This window comes from Eubacterium sp. AF15-50 (assembly GCF_934835595.1).
GTDB lineage: Bacteria > Bacillota > Clostridia > Lachnospirales > Lachnospiraceae > Eubacterium_G > Eubacterium_G segne.
This window is the reverse complement of the sequence record NZ_CAKVZL010000032.1, coordinates 1-20815: the sequence shown is the minus strand read 5'-3', so window position 1 is coordinate 20815 and position 20815 is coordinate 1. Positions and strand designations below refer to the sequence as shown.

Below are 20815 nucleotides of genomic sequence, written 5' to 3'. Positions count from 1 at the left end.
CTACTATCCTTCTCATACCGTTACCTCCTGATAAAAATTAAATTTTCTATGCCCCTAAGGGATGTTATTTCTTATCCATATCTACACATCCCTACATTTATTTACTATTTAGTATAACAATTGTATTCATTTTTTTCAATTTAACTCCGCAACATATGTTATAATCTGTTATAATTGTGACATATTATGAATAAGGTAGGTGATAATTATGGCAGGTAGTCATATTTCCATTCCAACTATTCTAAAAGTTGGAAAAAATACTTTAGAAAATCTTGGTTCATATCTTAAAAGCAGTGGTTTTAAAAATGCCGTTTTGTATTTTGGGAACGGTTTAATCAGCATGTTTGGAAATGAAATAATGGATTCTCTAAAAAAAGATGGTATAACAGTTCTTGATTATATGGAATTAGATACAACTAAAATAGAAGATATTATTAACTTAGCTTTTAACATTGATTCTAAAGCTCAGGTTATTGTTGGAATCGGAGGTGGCAAGGTTATTGACACTGCAAAATATGCGGCATACCTTAGGAAACTGCCTTATGTAAGTATTCCTACATCTGCTTCCAGTGACGGTTTTTCCAGTGCCAGTGCCTCTCTTTTAGTCAATGGTCGTCGTACTTCGGTGCCTGCCAAAATGGCTTATGGTATTGTTGCCGACACTGAAATTTTGAAAAGTGCCCCTGAAAAATTTATCTTTTCAGGTATTGGTGACATGGTATCAAAAATTACAGCATTGTATGACTGGAATTTTGAAGCTGAACGGGGATATTCAGAAATGAATGATTTTGCCGTTATGATTGCAAAAAAGGCAGTAAACAGTTTTGTAAGAACTCCTTTTGAAACAATACATGATGACCTTTTTTTAAGGGAACTGGTGGACTCTCTTGCCATGAGTGGAATTGCCAACGAAATTGCCGGAGGCAGCACTCCTACTAGTGGAAGTGAGCATCTTATTTCCCATTCCCTTGACAAAATGCTTGAACATCCTCAATTACATGGTATTCAGGTGGGGGTTGCCACTTACCTTATGAGTCGTGTTCAAAATCACAGATATATACGTGTTAATGCAATTTTTGAAAAAACAGGATTTTGGGATTATGTAGGTACACTTAATTTAAACAGGGACGACTATATGAGAGCTATTGATATGGCTCCGGAAATTAAGCCTCACAGACACACATATCTCCACGAGGAGCAATATAGAGAACTGGCAAAAAAAATATTATGTGAAGATGACGTTTTAAAACGTGTATTCGGATAGATTGGAGTAATATATGAAATATGATGGTTTATTATTTGATTTAGACGGCACCCTTTGGGATGCCACGGAAAATATACGCACATCCTGGAATATTGCAATAAAAGATTTTAAAGGATTAGAAAACCGTGAACTTACTGCTGAAGAATTGCAAGAGGTTATGGGGCTGCCCATGGATGAAATTGCCGCTAAACTTTTTTCAGAATATCCAAAGGAAAAACAGCTGGATATTTTACAACATTGTTGCGAAATTGAAAATGAATACTTAACAAGCCATGGTGGTATTCTGTTTCCTAATGTGGAAAAAACTCTTAGTAATCTCTCTAAAAACTTTAAATTATGTATTGTAAGCAATGGACAGGCAGGATATATTCAAACATTTCTTACCTCCCATAATATGAATAAATACTTTACTGATTTTCAGAACTGGGGTGACAATCAGGTTCCAAAGGGCGAGAACATCAAGCTGGTTATGAAACGTAACTCCATTAAACATGCCGCCTATATTGGTGATACATTAGGGGATTTCAATGCTTCAAAACTAGCCGGCATTGACTTCATATATGCAAAATACGGTTTTGGCGAAGTGGAAAAACCTGATTATACAATTAATTCCTTTGAGGAGTTGGAACAAATAGTTGGTTAGATGTATAAAAAATAGTGGAATATTATGAAAACATAAAATTCCACTATTTTTTCATCTAAGACAATTTATATATCGTCTCTTTTTCTTTTTAATTTAAACATTGACGGTAATGCCAGTGCTACTGCAACCGCAAGTATTATTTCACAACTATTACGCTCCAGTCATAATCAACTTTCTTGTAATTGCTGTCCACAACCTTCAAAATATTATCATATAAATAATCGTGTCCTGCGTTTGTATTCATTTTTGAATTATCATATAAAGTCTTTGCCACATTAAATATGGAAAATTTTGCAACTTTACTATACAAATATGTTCCATCAGATAACTTTGCATATGCCCTGATTTTATAGGACTGTGTAAGCGCCGGCACTGTCTTTCCATTATCTGTCATTGTCATAACATAATTAGTAGCTGTATCTGACTTGGAAAACTGTCGGTCAGTAATTCCTTTACTTGTTGAATTTACAGCTGCCACAAATTTATTTTCCACTCCTACATACATATCGTCATCTGATACACTGTCAACATCCACTGCATATATATTTCCAAATTCAACAACATTTTTTCCATTAATAGATGGCTCAACAGAAGAAACTGTCCTTAAGCCCTCTAAAATGTTACTTATCTGGAATCCTTCCACCTTAACATCATCTGAAATTATTATACCTGATGTGTCATTCTCTGTTGCTTTTTCTGTTGGTGCAACTGTTGGCAATGTTGTAGTTGTTTCTTCCTTTGATATAGTTACTTTTTCAGAAACTCCTGCACTTTCAACGCCATTTAAAACAGCTTTTACCGTAATGGTGTGTTCTCCTGCCTGAGATATATTGCAGGTAATTGCCTGGGCAGAATCATATGTACCATACAAAACATTATCTATGTAAACATTATATTTCTGCTTTGCATTAATCTGCTCCTGAGTCTGTCCCCATGCAAATGTAACTGTATTATTCTCAACTGTTTGTATAACAAATTCCACAACTTCCGTAGGCTGTGTTACAGGTGTAGCCGTTGGTGCCTCTGTAGCTTTTTCCGTTGGTGCTGCCGTAGGAGCATCTGTAGTAACTTCCCCTGCACTATAGAAATTAAAGCACTCCCATGCGCCCCCTATATTATCGCTAACTGCCTTTAGCTGTCCCTTATCTGATGAATCGTCAAAATCTGCCTTTACATATTTTCCATTTGCAATGGAACGAAGGGCATATTGATTTCCTGTTACATGGACAGGTTCAAACTGTTCCCACAAACTTATATTATTACTTCTTGCCAACAACTGATTATTTTCATCTATAACTGCGCATACATACTTTCCGTTTGCCTTTGATTTTAAGGAAATTGTTCCATTACCATTATTAATTACTTCCAACACATCATCTGTAGATGAGTACGATAATTTGTTTGCTGATAAAGGACTGTTACCACTATTTACTGCCGTTACAATATTATCTGTACACTCTAAATAGTAACTTCCCTCATTCATACATTCAGGTTCTGAACTTGAAATCACTCCCGGAGTGTATTTCTTAAATACGTTTGTAAGGGATGTATTTAAATATCCTGAACCCACATTAGACCATTTTGACAAAATAGTATCATAAGAATCACTCTCTGCATTGACACTTGAAACTGACTGATTAACCAGTCCCCAGTTTCCGTATGTGGATACGCATTTATATGTCCAGTTTGTCCAATTTAAACCACTGTCGTTTAACAGCTTAAGTCCCTGCTCCCATGTAGACGGACTATTAAAGTATGAAAATTCTCCCATATAACTTGGAACATTATAATTTGCACTGTTTATGTTATTTATACGCTTTTGCATATTGGCAATCTGCTGACCATTTGCATTCTCATAATCATCATATAAATAATTATGATACTCATACATAACATTTTCCCATCCATATGTATCAGGATTTGGCAAATCTGTAGGTTCCCATGTTGCTTCCATAATAATAACATGGGTTGGATCCTTTGCCCTAATTCTTTTATATGCATTATCATAAATATTCCACAACCATGAATGTAACTGATCGTCTGAATATCCTGAATTATAACGATATTCATTATAAGGTTCATTTAGCAAATCATAACCTGCCACTACAGGATTGCTATTATAGTGTTCAGCTATTTTTTCCCACATCTGATAATACTTCTCCTGATTAGAAGCTGCATTACTTCCAAAGAAAAACTCAGAAGCACCTTTTTTATCGTTTCCTCCATCCACGCCTGAATGGTCGCTTCCGTTTTGTGAACCATAGGCACCGTGCATATCTATAATTACATAGATTCCTCTTTTTCCTGCCTGTTCAACAAACCAGTCAACCCTGTCAAAAGCATTGCTGTACCAGTTATTGTTTTCATCAACAAAATTCCTGTACCAAATTGGAAGTCTTATACAATTTATCCCCAGACTTGCACATGTATCAAAATCTGATTCCTTCCAGTAATTACTTTCATATGTGTTAATAAGAGTTTTTGCGGCATCACTGCCAAATCTGTTAGTTAATGTATTAATCAAATCTGTCTGGTCTGTTACATTAGCAGTATAATCCGTAGGTGTAAGCCAAAACTCCTGTAACATATATCCCCCTGCATTTGTTCCCCTAAGATATACGGTATCCCCCTGTCCATAATTATTCTTAAGAACCTTACCGTTTGCTTTTAAGAAATCCTTATATTTAATTTTGTTTGTAGTTGTAGCACTTACATCACTTGTTTTATATACCGTAATACCGGTAATTGACATTGCTGCTATAAGCATATACACAGTGATTTTCTTAATTAATCTTTTCAAAATCTGCCTCCTTACTTTGTCCACTACTTACCGGGGTCATAAAGGTTGTCATTCCATCCGTAATCCACTTTTGTTGATAAAAAGTATTTATTACCGCTTATTCTGCTTAAAATCGTATCATACAGGTATGCATGTCCATTATAGTTTGATGACATTGCATTTTTATAGAAATAATAAGCTACCTCCGGTATAGACATTGACTCAACATTATTTCCATATATAATGGTTCCATCTTCTGCCACTACAAAGGCTCTTGCATGGAAAGAGTTAGTAATCACATTAAGTGAGCCATCACTTCCATAATATGAATTATTTCTCACAGTTCTTACATATTCCATATATCCGCCTTTATTACTTAAAATACCATCATCCGTAGCAAGATATCCTAATGTGTAATCATTACCATTGTACCTTTTAGCTCCAATATATGTATGAGCTGCTCCTGATATCTGACTTGTATTCAACACTGAATAGGAGCTGTCAAATACATCTTTTGTTTCATCGCCTGTAGCGTTAGGATCAATTGTATATATAATTCCAACATTTTTAACCTTATAAGACTTGTCTGATACGGTAATTGTTTCTCCTACTGCCGGTGCCCTGCATATTGTTCTAAATGCTACTTTTTCCGCACCTTCCTCATCAAATACAACTTCTCCACTTGCATTATAATATCTGTTCCCATTTGTTTTTATCTGGAAACCTTTAATGCTGATTTTATCAGTCTTTATAATAGAAGATTCTGTTACTACTTCAACTTCGTTAGATATATCTTCACTAGAAACTGCCTCATCAACAGTCGCCTGAATACTTACACTATGTTTTCCGGCTTCCACATTAGCTATTGTAGCTGTTGCTAACGGACATATAAAAGTAAAATCCTTTACATTTGCAATATTTCCACTGGTATTATTCACAAATTTCATATATACCGTATGCTTTCCTGCACTTAATGGCTTATACAAATCTATTGTAGCTGTAACATAGTCTGACCATGATGCATCCGTTTTCGGCGGTGTCACCTTTAATGAACCAATTATTTCTCCGTCCATGGAATCCTCATATAAATAAATCATTCCGCTGTTTCCTTTAGCACAGGAATAATTTATTGAAAGTGATGTTGCCGGTGAACTTAAGGAAATATCGTCATATTTAGCCCAGTCACCGTTATGGGTTCCTCCTATATTATAGTTAACACCATCTTTTTTATCATTTACTATTCCATATTGATTTGAATAATCTGTAGCCGCCTTAGTCACATTTGATACTTTAACAACTGATTGATTAACTGTCATTGCAGGAGTTGTAGAACCGTCAACGTATATATTATACTTTGTGTTACTATCCATATCAGCCTTAGGATACCATGTTACGTTAATGGAATTAAGCATTCCCTGAGCATTTACACCTGAAACTGATTTTACCTTTGATGTAGCAATATTTTCTACTACTCCCGGAAAATAATCTTTAATTTTTGATGTCAATCCTGTATTTTCAGTGCTTTCTCCTACTTTTGACCACTTGCTTAATATAGTATCATAAGAATCATTTTCAACATCCGCCCAATAGTTATTAGTATCTGAATCTGAGCCGTTTCCCGGAGTATTGTATAATCCCCAGTTTCCATATTGCTTTGTACACTTATAATTCCATATTGTCCAATTCAGATTGTTGTCATTAAGCAGCTTAACTCCTGTATTCCATGTATCGTTGTTGCTCATGTAATTAAACTCACCAATATAGCTTGGCACATTGTGTGCTGCACTGTTAATGCTGTCGATTTTGCTTTGCATAGAACTTATTTGTGTTCCTGATGCATTGTCATAGTCATCATACATATACTGATGATATTCATAAACTACATTTTCCCAACCCTTTTCTGTAGGGTTTGGAAGTGTATCAGGATCCCACACTGCTTCCATCATTATTATATGATTTGTATCAACTGTTCTTATTCTTTTATATGCCTTGTCGTAAACATTCCACAAAATCGACAATCTTTCCTGCTTAGTTTCATTTAAACCTGAATCACTCATATAATCTGCCATAGGTTCATTTAACAAATCATAACCGGCAACAACAGGGTTGTTTTTATAATGGTCTGCTATTTTGTACCACATCTCATAGAATTTTGCCTGATTAGTAGCTGCATCTGTTCCAAAAAATAATTTTGAATTATCCCTTTTCTGCTGATTGGTACTTCCACCATATATTCCTGAGTTATGACTTCCGTTTTGTGAACCATAGGCACCATGCATATCTATAATTACATATATTCCATAACGTCCTGCCGTTTCAATAAACCAGTCTAAACGGTCAAAAGCATTACTGTACCAGTTTCCATTTTCGTCCACTAAATTTCTATACCATATTGGAAGTCTTATACAATTAACTCCCAGTCTTGCACAGTTTTCAAAATCCTTTGATGTCCAATAATTTTCCTCATATGTATTAATCAGCTCTGCTGCTCTTTCACTTCCCAAACGGTCTGTAAGTTGATTGATTATGTCCTGTTGACACCTTATATTTCCACTGGCGTCGTCACTTGTTGCTCCTTTTGTGGCACATAGCCATATTTCCTGTAGCATATACCCTCCGGCATTAACACCTCTTAAATATACTGTGTCACCATTGGTATTTTTAATTTCTTTTCCTTCTGTTTTCAAAAAATTAGGATAAACTTCCTTTTGTGTTGAAGCAGCTTTTACCGTATTTAACGTCATGGTACTCACATTAATACCTGTAATTATTAATGCAATACTTAATAATAAACTGCTTATCTTTTTCAATATATTCATAACTGTTCTCCTATAGATACAAAATCCACTGTTACTTTAGTCAAAAAGGTCTCCTATGTTTCCTCCTGTAACTTCCGGTGGTGAAAACCAATCTCTTGTTTCAGTGTCCCCAGGGCCATCCGGAGACGCAGTTGTCTCCGGTGTAAGGCTCACCATCATATTTTTATTAACTTCAAATTTTGTAACTATTACTTCCGGTGTTGTATATAATTTTCGTTTAATCATTTGCTTTCTCCTTTTCAACGCTACTTTCTTATATAGATTCCACCATTCCACTCATACTGGACTTTTCTATAATATCCTTTATAATTTCCTATCTTTTCAACTTCATTATAAATCCATTGGTTTAAGTCCGTATAAGTTGTACCTCGTGCATTGTTTAATGCATCTAACAGTTCCTTATTTTGTTCTTCCGTCAGATTCTTTGAATAAAATTCCTCTCTTTGTGAGTATTCACCCTTATAACTATTCTGACAGTAAATAAAGTCATTCATGTCTCTGTATACTGTATTTAACAGGTTATAATACTTGCTACTGGTACTTGTAACATTAAGAGTTTTCATCATTGCCTTAGCAATTCCGACTCTGTTATGCTGCATATCAACCAGATTTAATACATTATCATATAAGAACCTGTGTCCCTTTAATGTACTCATTTTCTGATTGCTGTAAAGATGCTTAGCTATCTCGTACATATCAACAGTATAAATATTATTTCCATATTCTATTTTTCCGTCTGCCATTTCAGCATATGCCCTTACAGTAACTTTTTCCTCTAATGTGTCAAACATGTAGCTTAAACACTTAAAAGTTAAACCATAGTAACTCCAATATTTTGTAGAGAACTCTGAACCGTCCTTTGTACTCCACTCTTTATACACACCATTTGGTGTTTCCTCATGTACTTTTACGTTACTATTGCCCGATGCCCCTTCTTTTGTCATTAATTTTTCCAGCTGTTCCCTATCCTTTCCAACTGTTTCTCCTTTAATGGCATATACAACACCAAACTTTTTAACTTTCTTTCCTTTAATAGTATTTTTGCTTACTCTGCATACTACCCTGAAAGACGGACTATATTCAGATACTCCTCCTTTATCTTTATTTCCATTCATTTGGAAGCCCTGTACTTCCACATCACCTAAATCATTATAAGTATTGGTGCATGAAAGAACTGTATCTCCGGTTACTTTATTTACCGTAACTTCCCTTCCGTCTGTGCTGTCTCCCTGATTTATAACCCAGGAGGTTTTGTAATACTCATCACTATATATGTTAGTATCAACATCTTTTTTACTATAATCGTCCTCTGTTACTGTAACCTTACAATTGTTATATACGTATAACTCTATTTCTTCAGAGTGCTTTAAGCTAAACGTGTACTTTCCTGTTCCAGTTTCTGTAAGTCCTGTATCAGGAAGCTTTGCGGCATCTATTGCTTTTCCATCCTTTTCAATGGCTATTGCAAAGTTAAAGTTTTTATCCTTCTCAGCCATATTTCCTGATACATTTTTCTTTATGATAACTTTTCTAATAGGATTATAAATATTTATAAACTCAACAGAATTACCCTTAGCTGATGAATATGTAAATTCAGCAGTATATGCAAGATTTGTCCCATTAATATGGCTTATACCAACCTCTTCCTCTGTTCCGTTTTTATTAACTTTTTCTAAGTAATAAGGAAGATAATTGTTGCTTACAATCACCTCTTCTACTGTATATTGATTTTGATTTGTTAATTTTGCTCCATCGAAAGTAACGGTCTTAAAATATCCGCTTGCCTCTCCTCCCTGAGCCTTTTCTATCTTGGCAAAATCACTTTGATTAATAGTTTTACTTTGTAAAATATTACCTGATTTATCTTTCAGTTTTGCAACTATGGTGTAGCCATCAGGTATTGTATCTAAACCTTCTACCTTAACTGTTGCAACTACAATTCCACTTTTGTAATAAAGCTTTAATACATTGTGGTTATATGCCACCGTCATGTTTCTGTCGTTTTCATCTACATAGAAATCTTTAGAATCAGCATCATTTTCACCACTTATTTTTGCCTGATATAATGTAAGTTCACTAACTTCTGACGGACTAGGTACAGCCACTCTGTCATAAGGATTAACAGTACCATTTACTGTTAAATTATCCTGTTTTTGTCCATCAACATAATACTCAATGGTGTATGACTGTCTCTGCTCAAATGTTACATTATCCAATAAACTTCCTACAGTTTCATTTGCTGTATCACTTTCATTTCTCTTTGCACCTCCTGCTGAGACAAAGAAGAAACGTGTAATGTAGTTTTTATCTCCTGATGGAGCATTGTATATACCATTATGGTCATTCCACTCTCCTGCATTTTTCTTGCTTGTTACCTTCCACATAGTTGCAGTAACTCCGTCAGATAATGTAAGAGTTGTACCTGTTGTTCCCTCCTGATTGGTTTCTATAGCCTTAACGTCATCTCTGCTTATTAATGCCTTAATCTGCTCAGCTGTCGTATAATTTTTTGCATCTTTAGCTGACATTGCCACAACATACATACTGTTCTGACACCAGCGTCCTGCATAATCCAAATCCCAATAACACTGTGAATTAGGTGTTGTTAAAATATCCTGATATAATGCACCTACATTTTCACAGTTAAGCTCTGCAAACTGGTCTCCATGAGCATTGTTTTTGTACATTTCATCCTGTGTTACGGAGAACTGGGATACCTGTTCGTTTTCTCCTGAGGTTTTTAACTTTCTTCCATTTACAATTTCAATATCATGTCCTACACGGTTACTATTTGGCCCGTTAGTCCATCCCGGTGCTGTTGTTTTCCACATTAAACCTTCATATCCGTTAGGATACTGCTGTTCATCACCATTTGAGTTAAATGGGAAGATTTTTCCATCTTCATCTGTTGAAAACATTGCCGGATACTCAAAATCTCCATTTTGTATATTGTTATAATATTGTACTTTGTAAGAATGTGACCACTGTGTAGTGCCACTTTTTCTTACTCTGTAGTATTTACCACCGCCTAAATCTTCTGCAACGTGAACAATGTCATTTGTTATTCCATCCTTACTGTTTCCCAATATCTCAAGATCATATCTCTTCTTTGCCACATCAGTCCATGTTTCTCCGTCACTACTCTTTTGCCACTCATATGTACAGCCACTTTCAGGATTCTTAACACAAAGACTACCATTTTCGCTTAATTTATCTTCTATAATAATTGCCGACTTCCAAACTCTTACTTTATAAACCAAACTAAACTTTGCACTTGGACTTTCCTTGCCTAAATCAGCTGTTTCAAAAATCTGACATCCTATTTGTGTCTCAACATAATCTTTGTCTCCAAAATCAAGGTTTGCCGGTAGCTTATACTGAACAGTTGCCTGCTGTTGCTTCTTATAGGAAACTATTCCCTCATCATGACTTTCAGCACCTCTTAATTCATCACCTGAATTTCCTGATGACCAGTAAATTGTATGCTTTGATGCGTTATAATACAATTCTCTCGGGTTTACATAAAAATACAAATCCTTATTTGCTTCATATACAACGTCATATGTATCTCCTGTACCTATTACATCATCCTGTACAAGACTGCTGTCAATCATTCCCGCTTTTTCCGTATCCTGTAGTGCTGATATGGGATAAATTCCATAATTTTTCTTAGATTGACTAGTCCAATAATCTGTCTTATCTGTTTCTTTTCCCCACACTTCAAATTCATAAAGGGATAATCCCCAGCTTCCACCTCTTACTTTTTCATCTGTATATAATCTAACGTATCTTGTTTTTACATTATCCATATGAATGCTGTTTCCTAATTCAAGATTTGCATAATAGGCATCTTTTTGAATTTCATCAGCATCTCCCGGCTCTGTCCAGTCTGTAACAGTCCGATAATCCTTCCATGTTTCTCCGTCATCTGAAATCTGGATTTTAAAACTTTTTGCATAGGCACGCTCAAATTTCAAATCTACCGAATCTATTGCACACTGCTTTCCTAAATCAATCTGATACCATGGATTAGCGTCTTCCTTCGGTGCTGCCCATCTTGTGTCATTCTTTCCGTCTACTGCATTTTTAGGATTAGAAGTAGTTGCTCCATTATCAGAACTGCTTACCTTTACATCCTTTCCTACTGAAAGGTCTGACAGCTCTCCCTTAACTGCTGTACCATAAACTCTGATATCTCTTATGGACATTGCATTATGATATGCCATTTTTATACAACGTACTTTTACATATCTTGCCTTTCCTAAACATACGCCATCCGACTCATATTTAAGTTTGTCTGTATCTGTTGTTTTAAAACCTCTGATTGTTCTTGCAACAGTCCAATTTACCTTATCCCTTGAAACAAGAATCTGAAAATCATCAGGATATGCCTTTTCAAACATAATGCTGACTTTTTCAATTTCATATAATTTTTCAAGGTCAATTATGAAATATCCTTTATCACCACTTTCACCACTTCCCCATCTTGTGTCTTCATCTTCATCTACGGCATTTTCTGCGCCAAAATCAGTCTGTGAACCGGACGCCTCCACCGGCTTACCAAAGGCAAGGTTATCCTTATCAGTAACTCTTTCCAACTTGAAATAGTCTACATTTGCCTGCTGCCATGAATTGCTTTCAGAATAAGGAATATTAGAAGCACCTGTAATATCAATTACATTTACTCCCTTATTTAAGGTAACTTCAGTAGATATTGTTTTAACTGTTGTCCATCCACCTGTAACAGGTGCTGAAATACTTGTCCAACTTGAATTACCTGTACTGTTAATTCTGCAATCAATGTTTGTATCTTTTGAACTTCCTGATGCATACGCAACAGTGAGTTTATACTTTCCTGCATGTTTTACGTCAACATAAGAAGTAAGGTACGCCCTGCCATTATCCGGCCATGCGTTCATTCCACCTACTGCTTTTCCATTAGAAAACGCATTATCTTCCTGTATATTATGTTCGCTATCTGCATCTCCCTGAATGTAAGCATGGGCATTTTCTGCTTCGTGCTTATCATTACTGTCTGAAACCGTTTCCGGTTCGTACTCAAACTGGAAATAATCAAGATTACATGCTCCCTTTGAGCCATCCGCAACAAATTTTAAATATATTTCATGATTTCCTGATGGAATACTAATGTTTTCTGACGTATCAACATAAGTTGTCCAGTCAGAACCTGTTCCCGTTGTTTGCACTGTAGCAACAGGCGTTCCTGACATTGAGCTGTCATCAACATATATTTCAACTTTTCCACCATTATCATTTTTTACGCTGTTTCTTAAATATATCTTTGATACCTTCCTATCAAAGAAAACATTGTATTCTGCCCATTTTCCATTTCTAAGTCCTCCAAGATTTTTTCCATCTACATAACTGTCATTTTCACCTTCTACTGTTATATCCCCTGAACTTTTAGAAAAAGCCTCTGCCTGTATTTTATTTCCTTTTAATGTTGTATCTAAAACGCCTGAAAATGCCAATTTAACATCTTCACTATATTCCAATGTAAAACAGTCTATGTTTAACCATTCGTCCCAGACATTTTTGCCATCCCCACGTCCAGTTGTTGTTCCGTCTTTCCAAACCCATACTGCTCCTGAAATATCAATTTTATTAATTCCCTGTTTTAATTCAGCATTTACATCTACAGATTTTACCTCATCCCATGAGGAACCTACATCTGTTATGTCACAGGTGTTCCAACTGCCATTATTTATTCTGTATTGAAGTGATGTGGTCATAGTTCCGGAATACTTTATTTTCATATTATAGTATCCTGCATTTGCAGCTTTAACATAGGTAGTTAAATATGAACGGTCATGTTCCATATATGTATTCATTTTTCCTATTGCCGCACCATTTGAGTATTTATCGCTTGACTCTTTAGATACCTTATTTCCGGCAGTGCCTCTTACATATGCATGAGCCTTTTCTGCCTCATGCTTTATATTTGCATTTTCCGGCTTATATTCAAACTGGAAATAATCAAGATTACATACATAATTCTTTCCTGTGTCTGTAGTGAATTTCAAATATATTTTGTGATTTCCCGCAGATATATTAACCTCACCGGATATATCAGTATATGTGCTCCAACTTCCTGTGGAACTTACATTTATAGTTGTAACAGGTGTTCCTGACATTGTGCTGTCGTCAACATAAACATCTATTTTTCCTGCTGAATTTTCATTACCACTATATCTTAAATATATTCTGGATGTCATTCTGTCAAAATTAATGTTATACTGAACCCATTTTCCGTCTGACAGTCCTCCTATATTTTTGCTTCCACTGGCTGAGGAATTATCATCATCTTTTACTCCATCAGCTCTACTGTCTGTATTCTCTGCCTCTATTTTATTACCAACAGTTTCTTTATTTCCAACAGAAAATTCTTCAAAAGCTTTCTTACTATAAGATTTTTCCTGCTCATTTCCGTAAATACCTACCTCATAAAGGGAAATTCCGTTATACTGTCCTCCGTTGTAACCACTTTTTTTGTAGGTACGCTGTACAGCTTGTATTTTTATATATCTTGCATTAACTGCACTAAATTCTATTTTATCCACCCTTGCATATGAATCCGAATTATAGGCTTCACTGTTGTAAACTGTGGTAATAAGGCTGTAATCTGTTCCATTTTCTGATTTATAAATATTATATACAGTGGCATTGGCCTGCTCCCAGCTTAAATATACCTTCTCCACACTGTATGTTGCCCCTAAGTCCACAGTATAGTATGTGTCATCACCACTTGGATTATACCATCTTGTATTTGCATCATTATCAATAGCCCCACTTATAGGAGTACTGCTATTCTCCTCTCCACTGGCTGTGGCAGATACTCCGTTATTTCTCACATAGTTATAATACTGGTCATTTAAAATGTCTGAAAAAGCCTCTCCTGTATTATTTGTCTTTTTTGTAAAGACTCCGGTGTCACTAATGGTACTTTCTACCGATGCTTTAGCCTCACTTCCAAATATGCCTATTTCCCTTATAGATACACCATAACGTCTGTTGTTGCCTGAATCTGCCAAATAAGAATCACCAACATCTGTTATTTTTACGTATCTTGCAGACACTGCATTACTTAATGCTACAGTATCCACCCTGTTTTTAGGGTCTGTATAATCACTTATTTTAACCCTTGAAACTTCCTTGTAACTTCTTCCATCATTTGAAATTTCTATTTTGTAGTCAATGGAACTTGCTACTTCCCAGCTAATCCCAATTTTAGACACGGAATAACTTTGCTTTAAGTCGATTTGAATCCAGTGTCCTTTTGTACGGTTCGAATTAGCCCATCTTGTATCTGTTTTTCCATCAACAGCTTTAGATGCATCCCTGCCATCCTCAACACCGTCATCAGAAGTTGTATTGACGCCATATTTAATGTAATTATATAAGTCTCCGTCTTTGTCGCCAAATGCCTTCTCAGTATTATCCTCCATGGTGACATTTGCATTGGTTGCCGTAGCAGATGCCGCAGCTTTAACATTGATATTCGTCACTGAAATACTTGTCATCGTCATACTTACGGCAAGAACCGTCGCAAGCACTTTTCTTAGTAACTTCTTCACTTTTTTCTCCTCCAAAATATTTAATAAAAATCCCTTTTGCACATAATATATTATACTGCATTTATTTTCCAAAATCACTTTGATGAAAGTATCAATTTTTCATTATCAGTGTTCTTTTTTTGTAATTATGCATAATAACGCAACGATATCTGTATTTTTATCTGTGTGTTGAAAGATACACTATAAAAGGACAGCCTTCCTATTTTGGGGAAATACTGTCCTTTTATCTTTACTATCTTATTCTTTTATTTACATACTTTGCCTTATATTTAGAATAAACTATTGTCTGATCTTTATATAAACCATAGTATCCTGACAGGGCATAGCTTATTGATATGGCAATTAAATAATACGATACCCCCTCAAATCCAAATAATTCAAAGGAAATGAGCATTGATGTAACAGGGCAGTTGGTAATTCCACAAAACACCGCCACCATTCCTGCCGCTGCAGCTAATTCCGGTGTAAATCCTATGATTTGTCCACATACACATCCAAAGGTTGCACCTATACAAAATCCCGGAACTATTTCGCCTCCGCGGAATCCTGCCCTCATGGTTATTGCAGTCAAAACCATTTTCCACACAAAATCAAGAGGTCGTGCCCTGCCGTTTATAGCACGGGCAATTAACTCACTTCCTGCTCCCATGTAATCACTCGTATTTAGGAAGAGCGTTATCACAATTACAACACATCCTGCCACAAAAACACGAATATATGGATTCTTAAGGCATTTTGTATAAATTTTGGAGGCTATTTTTAGTGCAATACAAAACAGTATGCTTACTGCTCCGCACACTGCAGCAATAACGCCCATTTTTAATCCGTTTTCAATGGTGATTTCAGGAATATTGGTAACATTAAAAACTTCCGGATGAATTCCTAATCCTGCTGCAAACTCTGCTGCTATTATTGATGCTATAACACAGGGCAGCAATGCGGCATAATACATAACTCCAACACTTACTACTTCCATGGCAAAAACTGCCGCTGCCATGGGAGTTCCAAACACCGCTGAAAACGCGGCACTCATTCCACACATTACCATAACATGCTGGTCAAATTCATCTAGCTTCACTATTCTCCCAAGCTGATTGCCTATGCTTCCACCAAACTGTATTGCCGCACCCTCTCTACCTGCCGAACCTCCTGTTAAGTGGGTTAGCAGGGTTGCCACAAAAATCAAGGGAGCTGATTTAATGGGGACATCATCTTTAGACCTGATGGTGGATAAGACCTGATTTGTTCCCCTATCATCCTTGTCTAACATCTGATACATAAAAACAATAATCAGTCCGGCAATGGGAAGAAACAGAAATACCCATGGGCTGCCGGTTCTAAACTTTATTGCTCCTTTTATGCAACCTGCAAACACGCTACTTGCTCCACCTACTATAACTCCTGTAAGTATGGCAAGAATTATCCATTTGAAAAAAGTAGTAATATCCTTTTTCATCCTGCCTTCATAATAATGAACTACTGCCTTATTTCGTTCTTCCCTTGTCATATTTTTGCTATCTATATGCATTGTATTTTCTCCCTGCACGGAGATAAAAAGTCCGACATCACAGAACATAACCGGCATTCTGTAACGTCGGACCTTACATGGAAAACTCTTGTATTCTCCTACAAACTCCGCTGTTAATTACCCTCTAAAATATATTTATTTTAATTATACACTGTATTTTCAGAGTGTCAATTAACAGTATCTCTTCCTTATTATATGTAATCTTTTGTTTTGTGCATCAGACATTAATCTATGCTTCTGTACTTTCCTTTTTAGCACTGAATAATTTCTTTAAACAACTGAATGCAACCAACACTCCAAGAACCATAAGAAGTACCGCAACTATAAACTGAAGTCCGTCTACAAGGAATGTAGCATTGCCATTTACCATATTAGCAACTAATGCAATTGTCTTCTGAACTAATGCCGTAAAGGTTACTGCTAACATTACAAACATTGGTATGTACAATGTCCAGCCTGTTCTTCCTGTTGTTTTAAGGAATACTGCTAATGCAATTAAAACTAATGCTGCAAGAAGCTGGTTTGCAGAGCCAAATAAAGGCCATACATTGTTGTATCCACCAAGAGTAAGTAAATATCCAAAGAATAATGTTATAACTGTTGCAAAATATTTATTAGTTAAAACCTTCTGCCATACAGGCATTTTGGATGTGTCTGTTGTGTCGCCATAGAATAATTCCTGGAATGACATTCTTCCGATTCTGGCAACTGAATCTAATGATGTAAGGGCTAATGCTGATACACACATTGTCATGAAAACTGTTGCAACCTGTACAGGTAATCCTAATTTTTCCAAAAATCCTGCAACACCATTTGAAAAGATTGTAAAAGGTGTTCCATCAGGCTTTGTTCCATTTACTGCAACTGCGCCTACAACTACAAGAGATATTATTCCCAGCAATGATTCAACTACCATGGCTCCATATCCAACCATCGGCATATCTTTCTCATTGCTAATTGTTTTTGATGATGTTCCTGATGATACAAGGCTATGGAAACCTGAAACTGCACCACATGCAATTGTTACAAATAATGTAGGAAACAAATAATTTCCTCCTACGTTAAATCCGTTGTAGGCATTTAACTGCATTGTAGGATGTGCAACTACTACACCAATTACTGCTCCTGCAATCATGCCTAATAACATAAAGGTTGTCATGTAGTCTCTAGGCTGCATTAAAAGCCACATTGGCATAACTGATGCCAGGAATAAATAAGCCATAACAATGTATATCCAAGCTGTTTTTGTTGCATAAATAGGAAGTTTCATACCTATTGCAAACATAGCTACCAAAAGTGCAATGGCAATTACAGCACGTACTATTTCATTCATTTTTCCTACACGTTTTTGAATTACTCCAAAAACAACTGCTACAACAATAAATAACATTGATATGGAAGCTGCTGCTGAATTTGCGTAGCTTACGCTTTCTTTCATTCCTGCAACTCCTTTACCTACGAAGGTTCCTGCAACCATATCTGTAAATGCTGCAATTACCAGTAATGTAAACAACCAGCAAAACAGCATAAATAATTTTCGTCCGCTTCTTCCGATATATTTTTCAATAATCATTCCCATGGATTTTCCTTCGTTTTTAACTGATGCATATAATGAACCGAAATCCTGAACAGCTCCAAAGAATAATCCACCAATTACTAACCATAACAAAACTGGAACCCATCCGAATACTGATGCAAGTATAGGCCCTGTTACAGGTCCTGCTCCTGCAATTGATGAAAACTGATGTGCAAATACCGTAAATTTAGATGATGGCACATAATCCTGTCCGTCTTCATGAGTGTATGCCGGTGTTTTTGCCTTAGCATCGATTCCCCATTTATTTGCCAACCAACGTCCGTAAAATAGATAGCCGGCACCTAAAACTACAATTCCGATTAAAACAATAACTAAACCATTCATTTCTTTCTTTCGCAAAAATGCGACTCCTTTCTTATATTTGCAAAGAGTCTATATCGAAGGGATTTCTATTAAGTAAAAAAACCTCCGTCCTTATTCTACATAAAGACGAAGGTTAAAACTTCCGCGTTACCACTCTACTTGTCATTTCCATGACCACTCAGTCTCATCTCACAAGCCTACGCTATAGAAATAAGCTTCTTTTTAACGGTAGAAAACCGGTGACACCTACTATTCTAAAGGAACTTCAGTGCACTGCTCACAGAGGATAATCATTAAAAACATACACCGGCTCACACCAACCGCCGGCTCTCTTTAGTACTTACTTTCCAATGACCTTATTCTGCTCTTCGCATTTTCTCTTTGTTGACACCCACGATAGCACTGTGTGAAAAACTTGTCAATGCTGCTTTTAAAAAACTTTGTTTGTTTTAATTCTACTTTATTTTTTTAAGTGTCTGGTTGCTTTTTGTATATTTTTTTAATTTTTTTTACAAATTTTCTTTTATGTCTTCTACTATCTGCTTTGGTGTCAAATGATTGTCCCTTAACACTTTCTCCAGATTGTAGCGGTCAAGAAATTCTGTTTTGATTCCATAATTTAAAACTTTCATGTCTGTATTTCCATAGAATCCTGAAATTTTCTGACCAAAGCCACCATCTAAAAAGCCGTCTTCTAACGTAATAACAACTTTATGGTTCTCTTTTAAACCATTAAGAGTGTTTTGATCTAATCCTGTTATATAATAAGGATTAACAATTGTTGCATTGATTCCTGTACTTTCTTTTAAAAGTATGGCAACTTCCTTACCTAAGTGGTAAAATCCACCAAGTCCAATTATGGCAACATCACTGCCCCTTTCAGTAATTTCGTAAGTATTAAGTCTGCTAAAATCCTTTAAAGCCGTTTTGCCATCAGAAATAAGCTTTCCTCCGGGCACTTTAATTGCCACCGGATAATCCTTCTGCTCAATGCTCCAATCAAGCATTGCCAAATATTCCTCTTTAGTTGTTGGTGCTAAATAAACAAGATTTGGAATATTTGACATCATTGGAATATCCTGTAAACCAATGTGGGTAACATCATTCATGCCATATACGGAGCCTGCGAAAGTAACAATAGTTGCAGGATTTTTATCAATACACAAATCCTGTGAAATCTGATCGAAAGCACGCTGAATAAATGTGCTGTAAACACCAAATACAGGCTTTCCTCCGTTTTTTGCAATACCGGAAGCCATGGCAACTGCCGTTTCCTCTGCAATTCCCACATCTACAAACTGACTTCCTGCCTCTTTTCTTTTATCCTCTGTAAATCCCATTATAGTAGGAGTTCCTGCTGTAATTGCCACAACTTTTGAATCCTTCTTCATTTTATCCAAAAGGTAGACATTAGTTACGGATGAATAATCCTCTCCGTCAAAAGTATATAACGGCTTACCTGTTTCAATATCAAATGGAGCACAAAAATGCCATTTTTCCTTGTTATGCTCTGCTATTTCATAACCTTTTCCCTTTAGGGTTTTAATATGGACAACTACAGGCTTTTTACTGTCTTTAACCTGTTTAAAAGCCTCAATAAGGGAAGTAACATCATTTCCTTTGTCCACATAAATATAATCAAAATTCATTGCCTTAAATAAATTACACTGAGCCTGTCCGTCTGTCTTCCTAAGAAGCTTCAGATTTTTGTATATGCCTCCATGGTTTTCGGCAATGGACATATCATTATCATTTACCACAACAATAAAATTACTGTTCATTTCACCGGCAACATCTAAGCCCTCTAATGCTTCACCACCACTTAATGAGCCATCACCAATTACGGCTATTACGTTGCCGTCCTCACCATTTAAATCCCTTGCCTTTGCCAAACCACAGGCAAGACTTACAGATGTGGATGTATGACCTATCGTAAAGAAATCATGCTCACTTTCCTTTGGATTGGTAAATCCTGACACATCATCGTAATGTTCCTCATACAAATATGCATCTTTTCTTCCTGTAAGCATTTTATGTGGATAGCTTTGATGAGAAACATCATATACTATCTTGTCCTTAGGTGAATTAAAAACGTAGTGAAGTGCTATTGTTGCCTCCACCATACCAAAGTTTGGTCCGAAATGTCCGCCATGTTTACTTGCTCTTTTAAGTAGTGCCTGTCTCATTTCATCCGCCAACACCTCAAGCTGCGAGTCTGTGAAATAAAGTCTGTAAATAGACATTCTATGATAAGTGATGGAGCTGTAAGTTCATGAAATGAGCTTGC

General features: G+C 36.0%; 9 protein-coding genes and 1 other annotated feature. Of the genes, 2 read left to right on the top strand and 7 right to left on the bottom strand.

Annotated features, from left to right (window positions below):
• Positions 1 to 208: 208 nt before the first annotated feature.
• Entirely contained in the window at positions 209 to 1264 is a 1056-nt protein-coding gene (locus tag Q5O73_RS05435) for an iron-containing alcohol dehydrogenase family protein (RefSeq protein WP_302623969.1), read from the top strand.
• 13 nt (positions 1265 to 1277) lie between these two features.
• Positions 1278 to 1907, top strand: a complete 630-nt coding sequence (locus Q5O73_RS05430; RefSeq protein ID WP_302629273.1) for an HAD family hydrolase — start codon at positions 1278 to 1280, stop codon at positions 1905 to 1907.
• Positions 1908 to 2043: 136 nt separating this feature from the next.
• Here Q5O73_RS05430 and Q5O73_RS05425 read toward each other — a convergent pair whose 3' ends face one another.
• The 7 genes from Q5O73_RS05425 to Q5O73_RS05395 all read right to left on the bottom strand — a co-directional run bounded on the left by Q5O73_RS05425 (position 2044) and on the right by Q5O73_RS05395 (position 20771).
• On the bottom strand, positions 2044 to 4707 hold the full coding sequence (locus tag Q5O73_RS05425) for a cellulase family glycosylhydrolase (RefSeq protein ID WP_302669211.1): 2664 nt from the start codon (positions 4705 to 4707) through the stop codon (positions 2044 to 2046).
• A gap of 23 nt (positions 4708 to 4730) precedes the next feature.
• On the bottom strand, positions 4731 to 7505 hold the full coding sequence (locus tag Q5O73_RS05420) for a cellulase family glycosylhydrolase (protein ID WP_302669210.1): 2775 nt from the start codon (positions 7503 to 7505) through the stop codon (positions 4731 to 4733).
• Positions 7506 to 7541: 36 nt separating this feature from the next.
• Complete coding sequence (locus tag Q5O73_RS05415; protein ID WP_021953638.1) at positions 7542 to 7730, bottom strand: hypothetical protein; 189 nt, start codon at positions 7728 to 7730, stop codon at positions 7542 to 7544.
• A gap of 20 nt (positions 7731 to 7750) precedes the next feature.
• On the bottom strand, positions 7751 to 15100 hold the full coding sequence (locus Q5O73_RS05410) for a discoidin domain-containing protein (protein ID WP_302669209.1): 7350 nt from the start codon (positions 15098 to 15100) through the stop codon (positions 7751 to 7753).
• A gap of 232 nt (positions 15101 to 15332) precedes the next feature.
• On the bottom strand, positions 15333 to 16628 hold the full coding sequence (locus Q5O73_RS05405) for a chloride channel protein (protein WP_302669208.1): 1296 nt from the start codon (positions 16626 to 16628) through the stop codon (positions 15333 to 15335).
• A 229-nt stretch (positions 16629 to 16857) separates the two neighbouring features.
• Entirely contained in the window at positions 16858 to 18549 is a 1692-nt protein-coding gene (locus tag Q5O73_RS05400) for a carbon starvation protein A (protein WP_302669212.1), read from the bottom strand.
• A gap of 98 nt (positions 18550 to 18647) precedes the next feature.
• Positions 18648 to 18906: a binding site (T-box leader), on the bottom strand.
• Between the two features lie 131 nt (positions 18907 to 19037).
• Positions 19038 to 20771: a 1-deoxy-D-xylulose-5-phosphate synthase gene (locus Q5O73_RS05395; protein WP_302669207.1), complete on the bottom strand. Its 1734-nt coding sequence runs from the start codon at positions 20769 to 20771 to the stop codon at positions 19038 to 19040.
• Positions 20772 to 20815: the final 44 nt, after the last annotated feature.

Coding starts and splice junctions, on each gene's coding strand:
- Q5O73_RS05420 (WP_302669210.1), bottom strand. CDS start 7,505: ATGAATATATTGAAAAAGATAAGCAGTTTATTATTAAGTATTGCATTA.
- Q5O73_RS05400 (WP_302669212.1), bottom strand. CDS start 18,549: ATGAATGGTTTAGTTATTGTTTTAATCGGAATTGTAGTTTTAGGTGCC.
- Q5O73_RS05405 (WP_302669208.1), bottom strand. CDS start 16,628: ATGCATATAGATAGCAAAAATATGACAAGGGAAGAACGAAATAAGGCA.
- Q5O73_RS05435 (WP_302623969.1), top strand. CDS start 209: ATGGCAGGTAGTCATATTTCCATTCCAACTATTCTAAAAGTTGGAAAA.
- Q5O73_RS05415 (WP_021953638.1), bottom strand. CDS start 7,730: ATGATTAAACGAAAATTATATACAACACCGGAAGTAATAGTTACAAAA.
- Q5O73_RS05395 (WP_302669207.1), bottom strand. CDS start 20,771: ATGTCTATTTACAGACTTTATTTCACAGACTCGCAGCTTGAGGTGTTG.
- Q5O73_RS05430 (WP_302629273.1), top strand. CDS start 1,278: ATGAAATATGATGGTTTATTATTTGATTTAGACGGCACCCTTTGGGAT.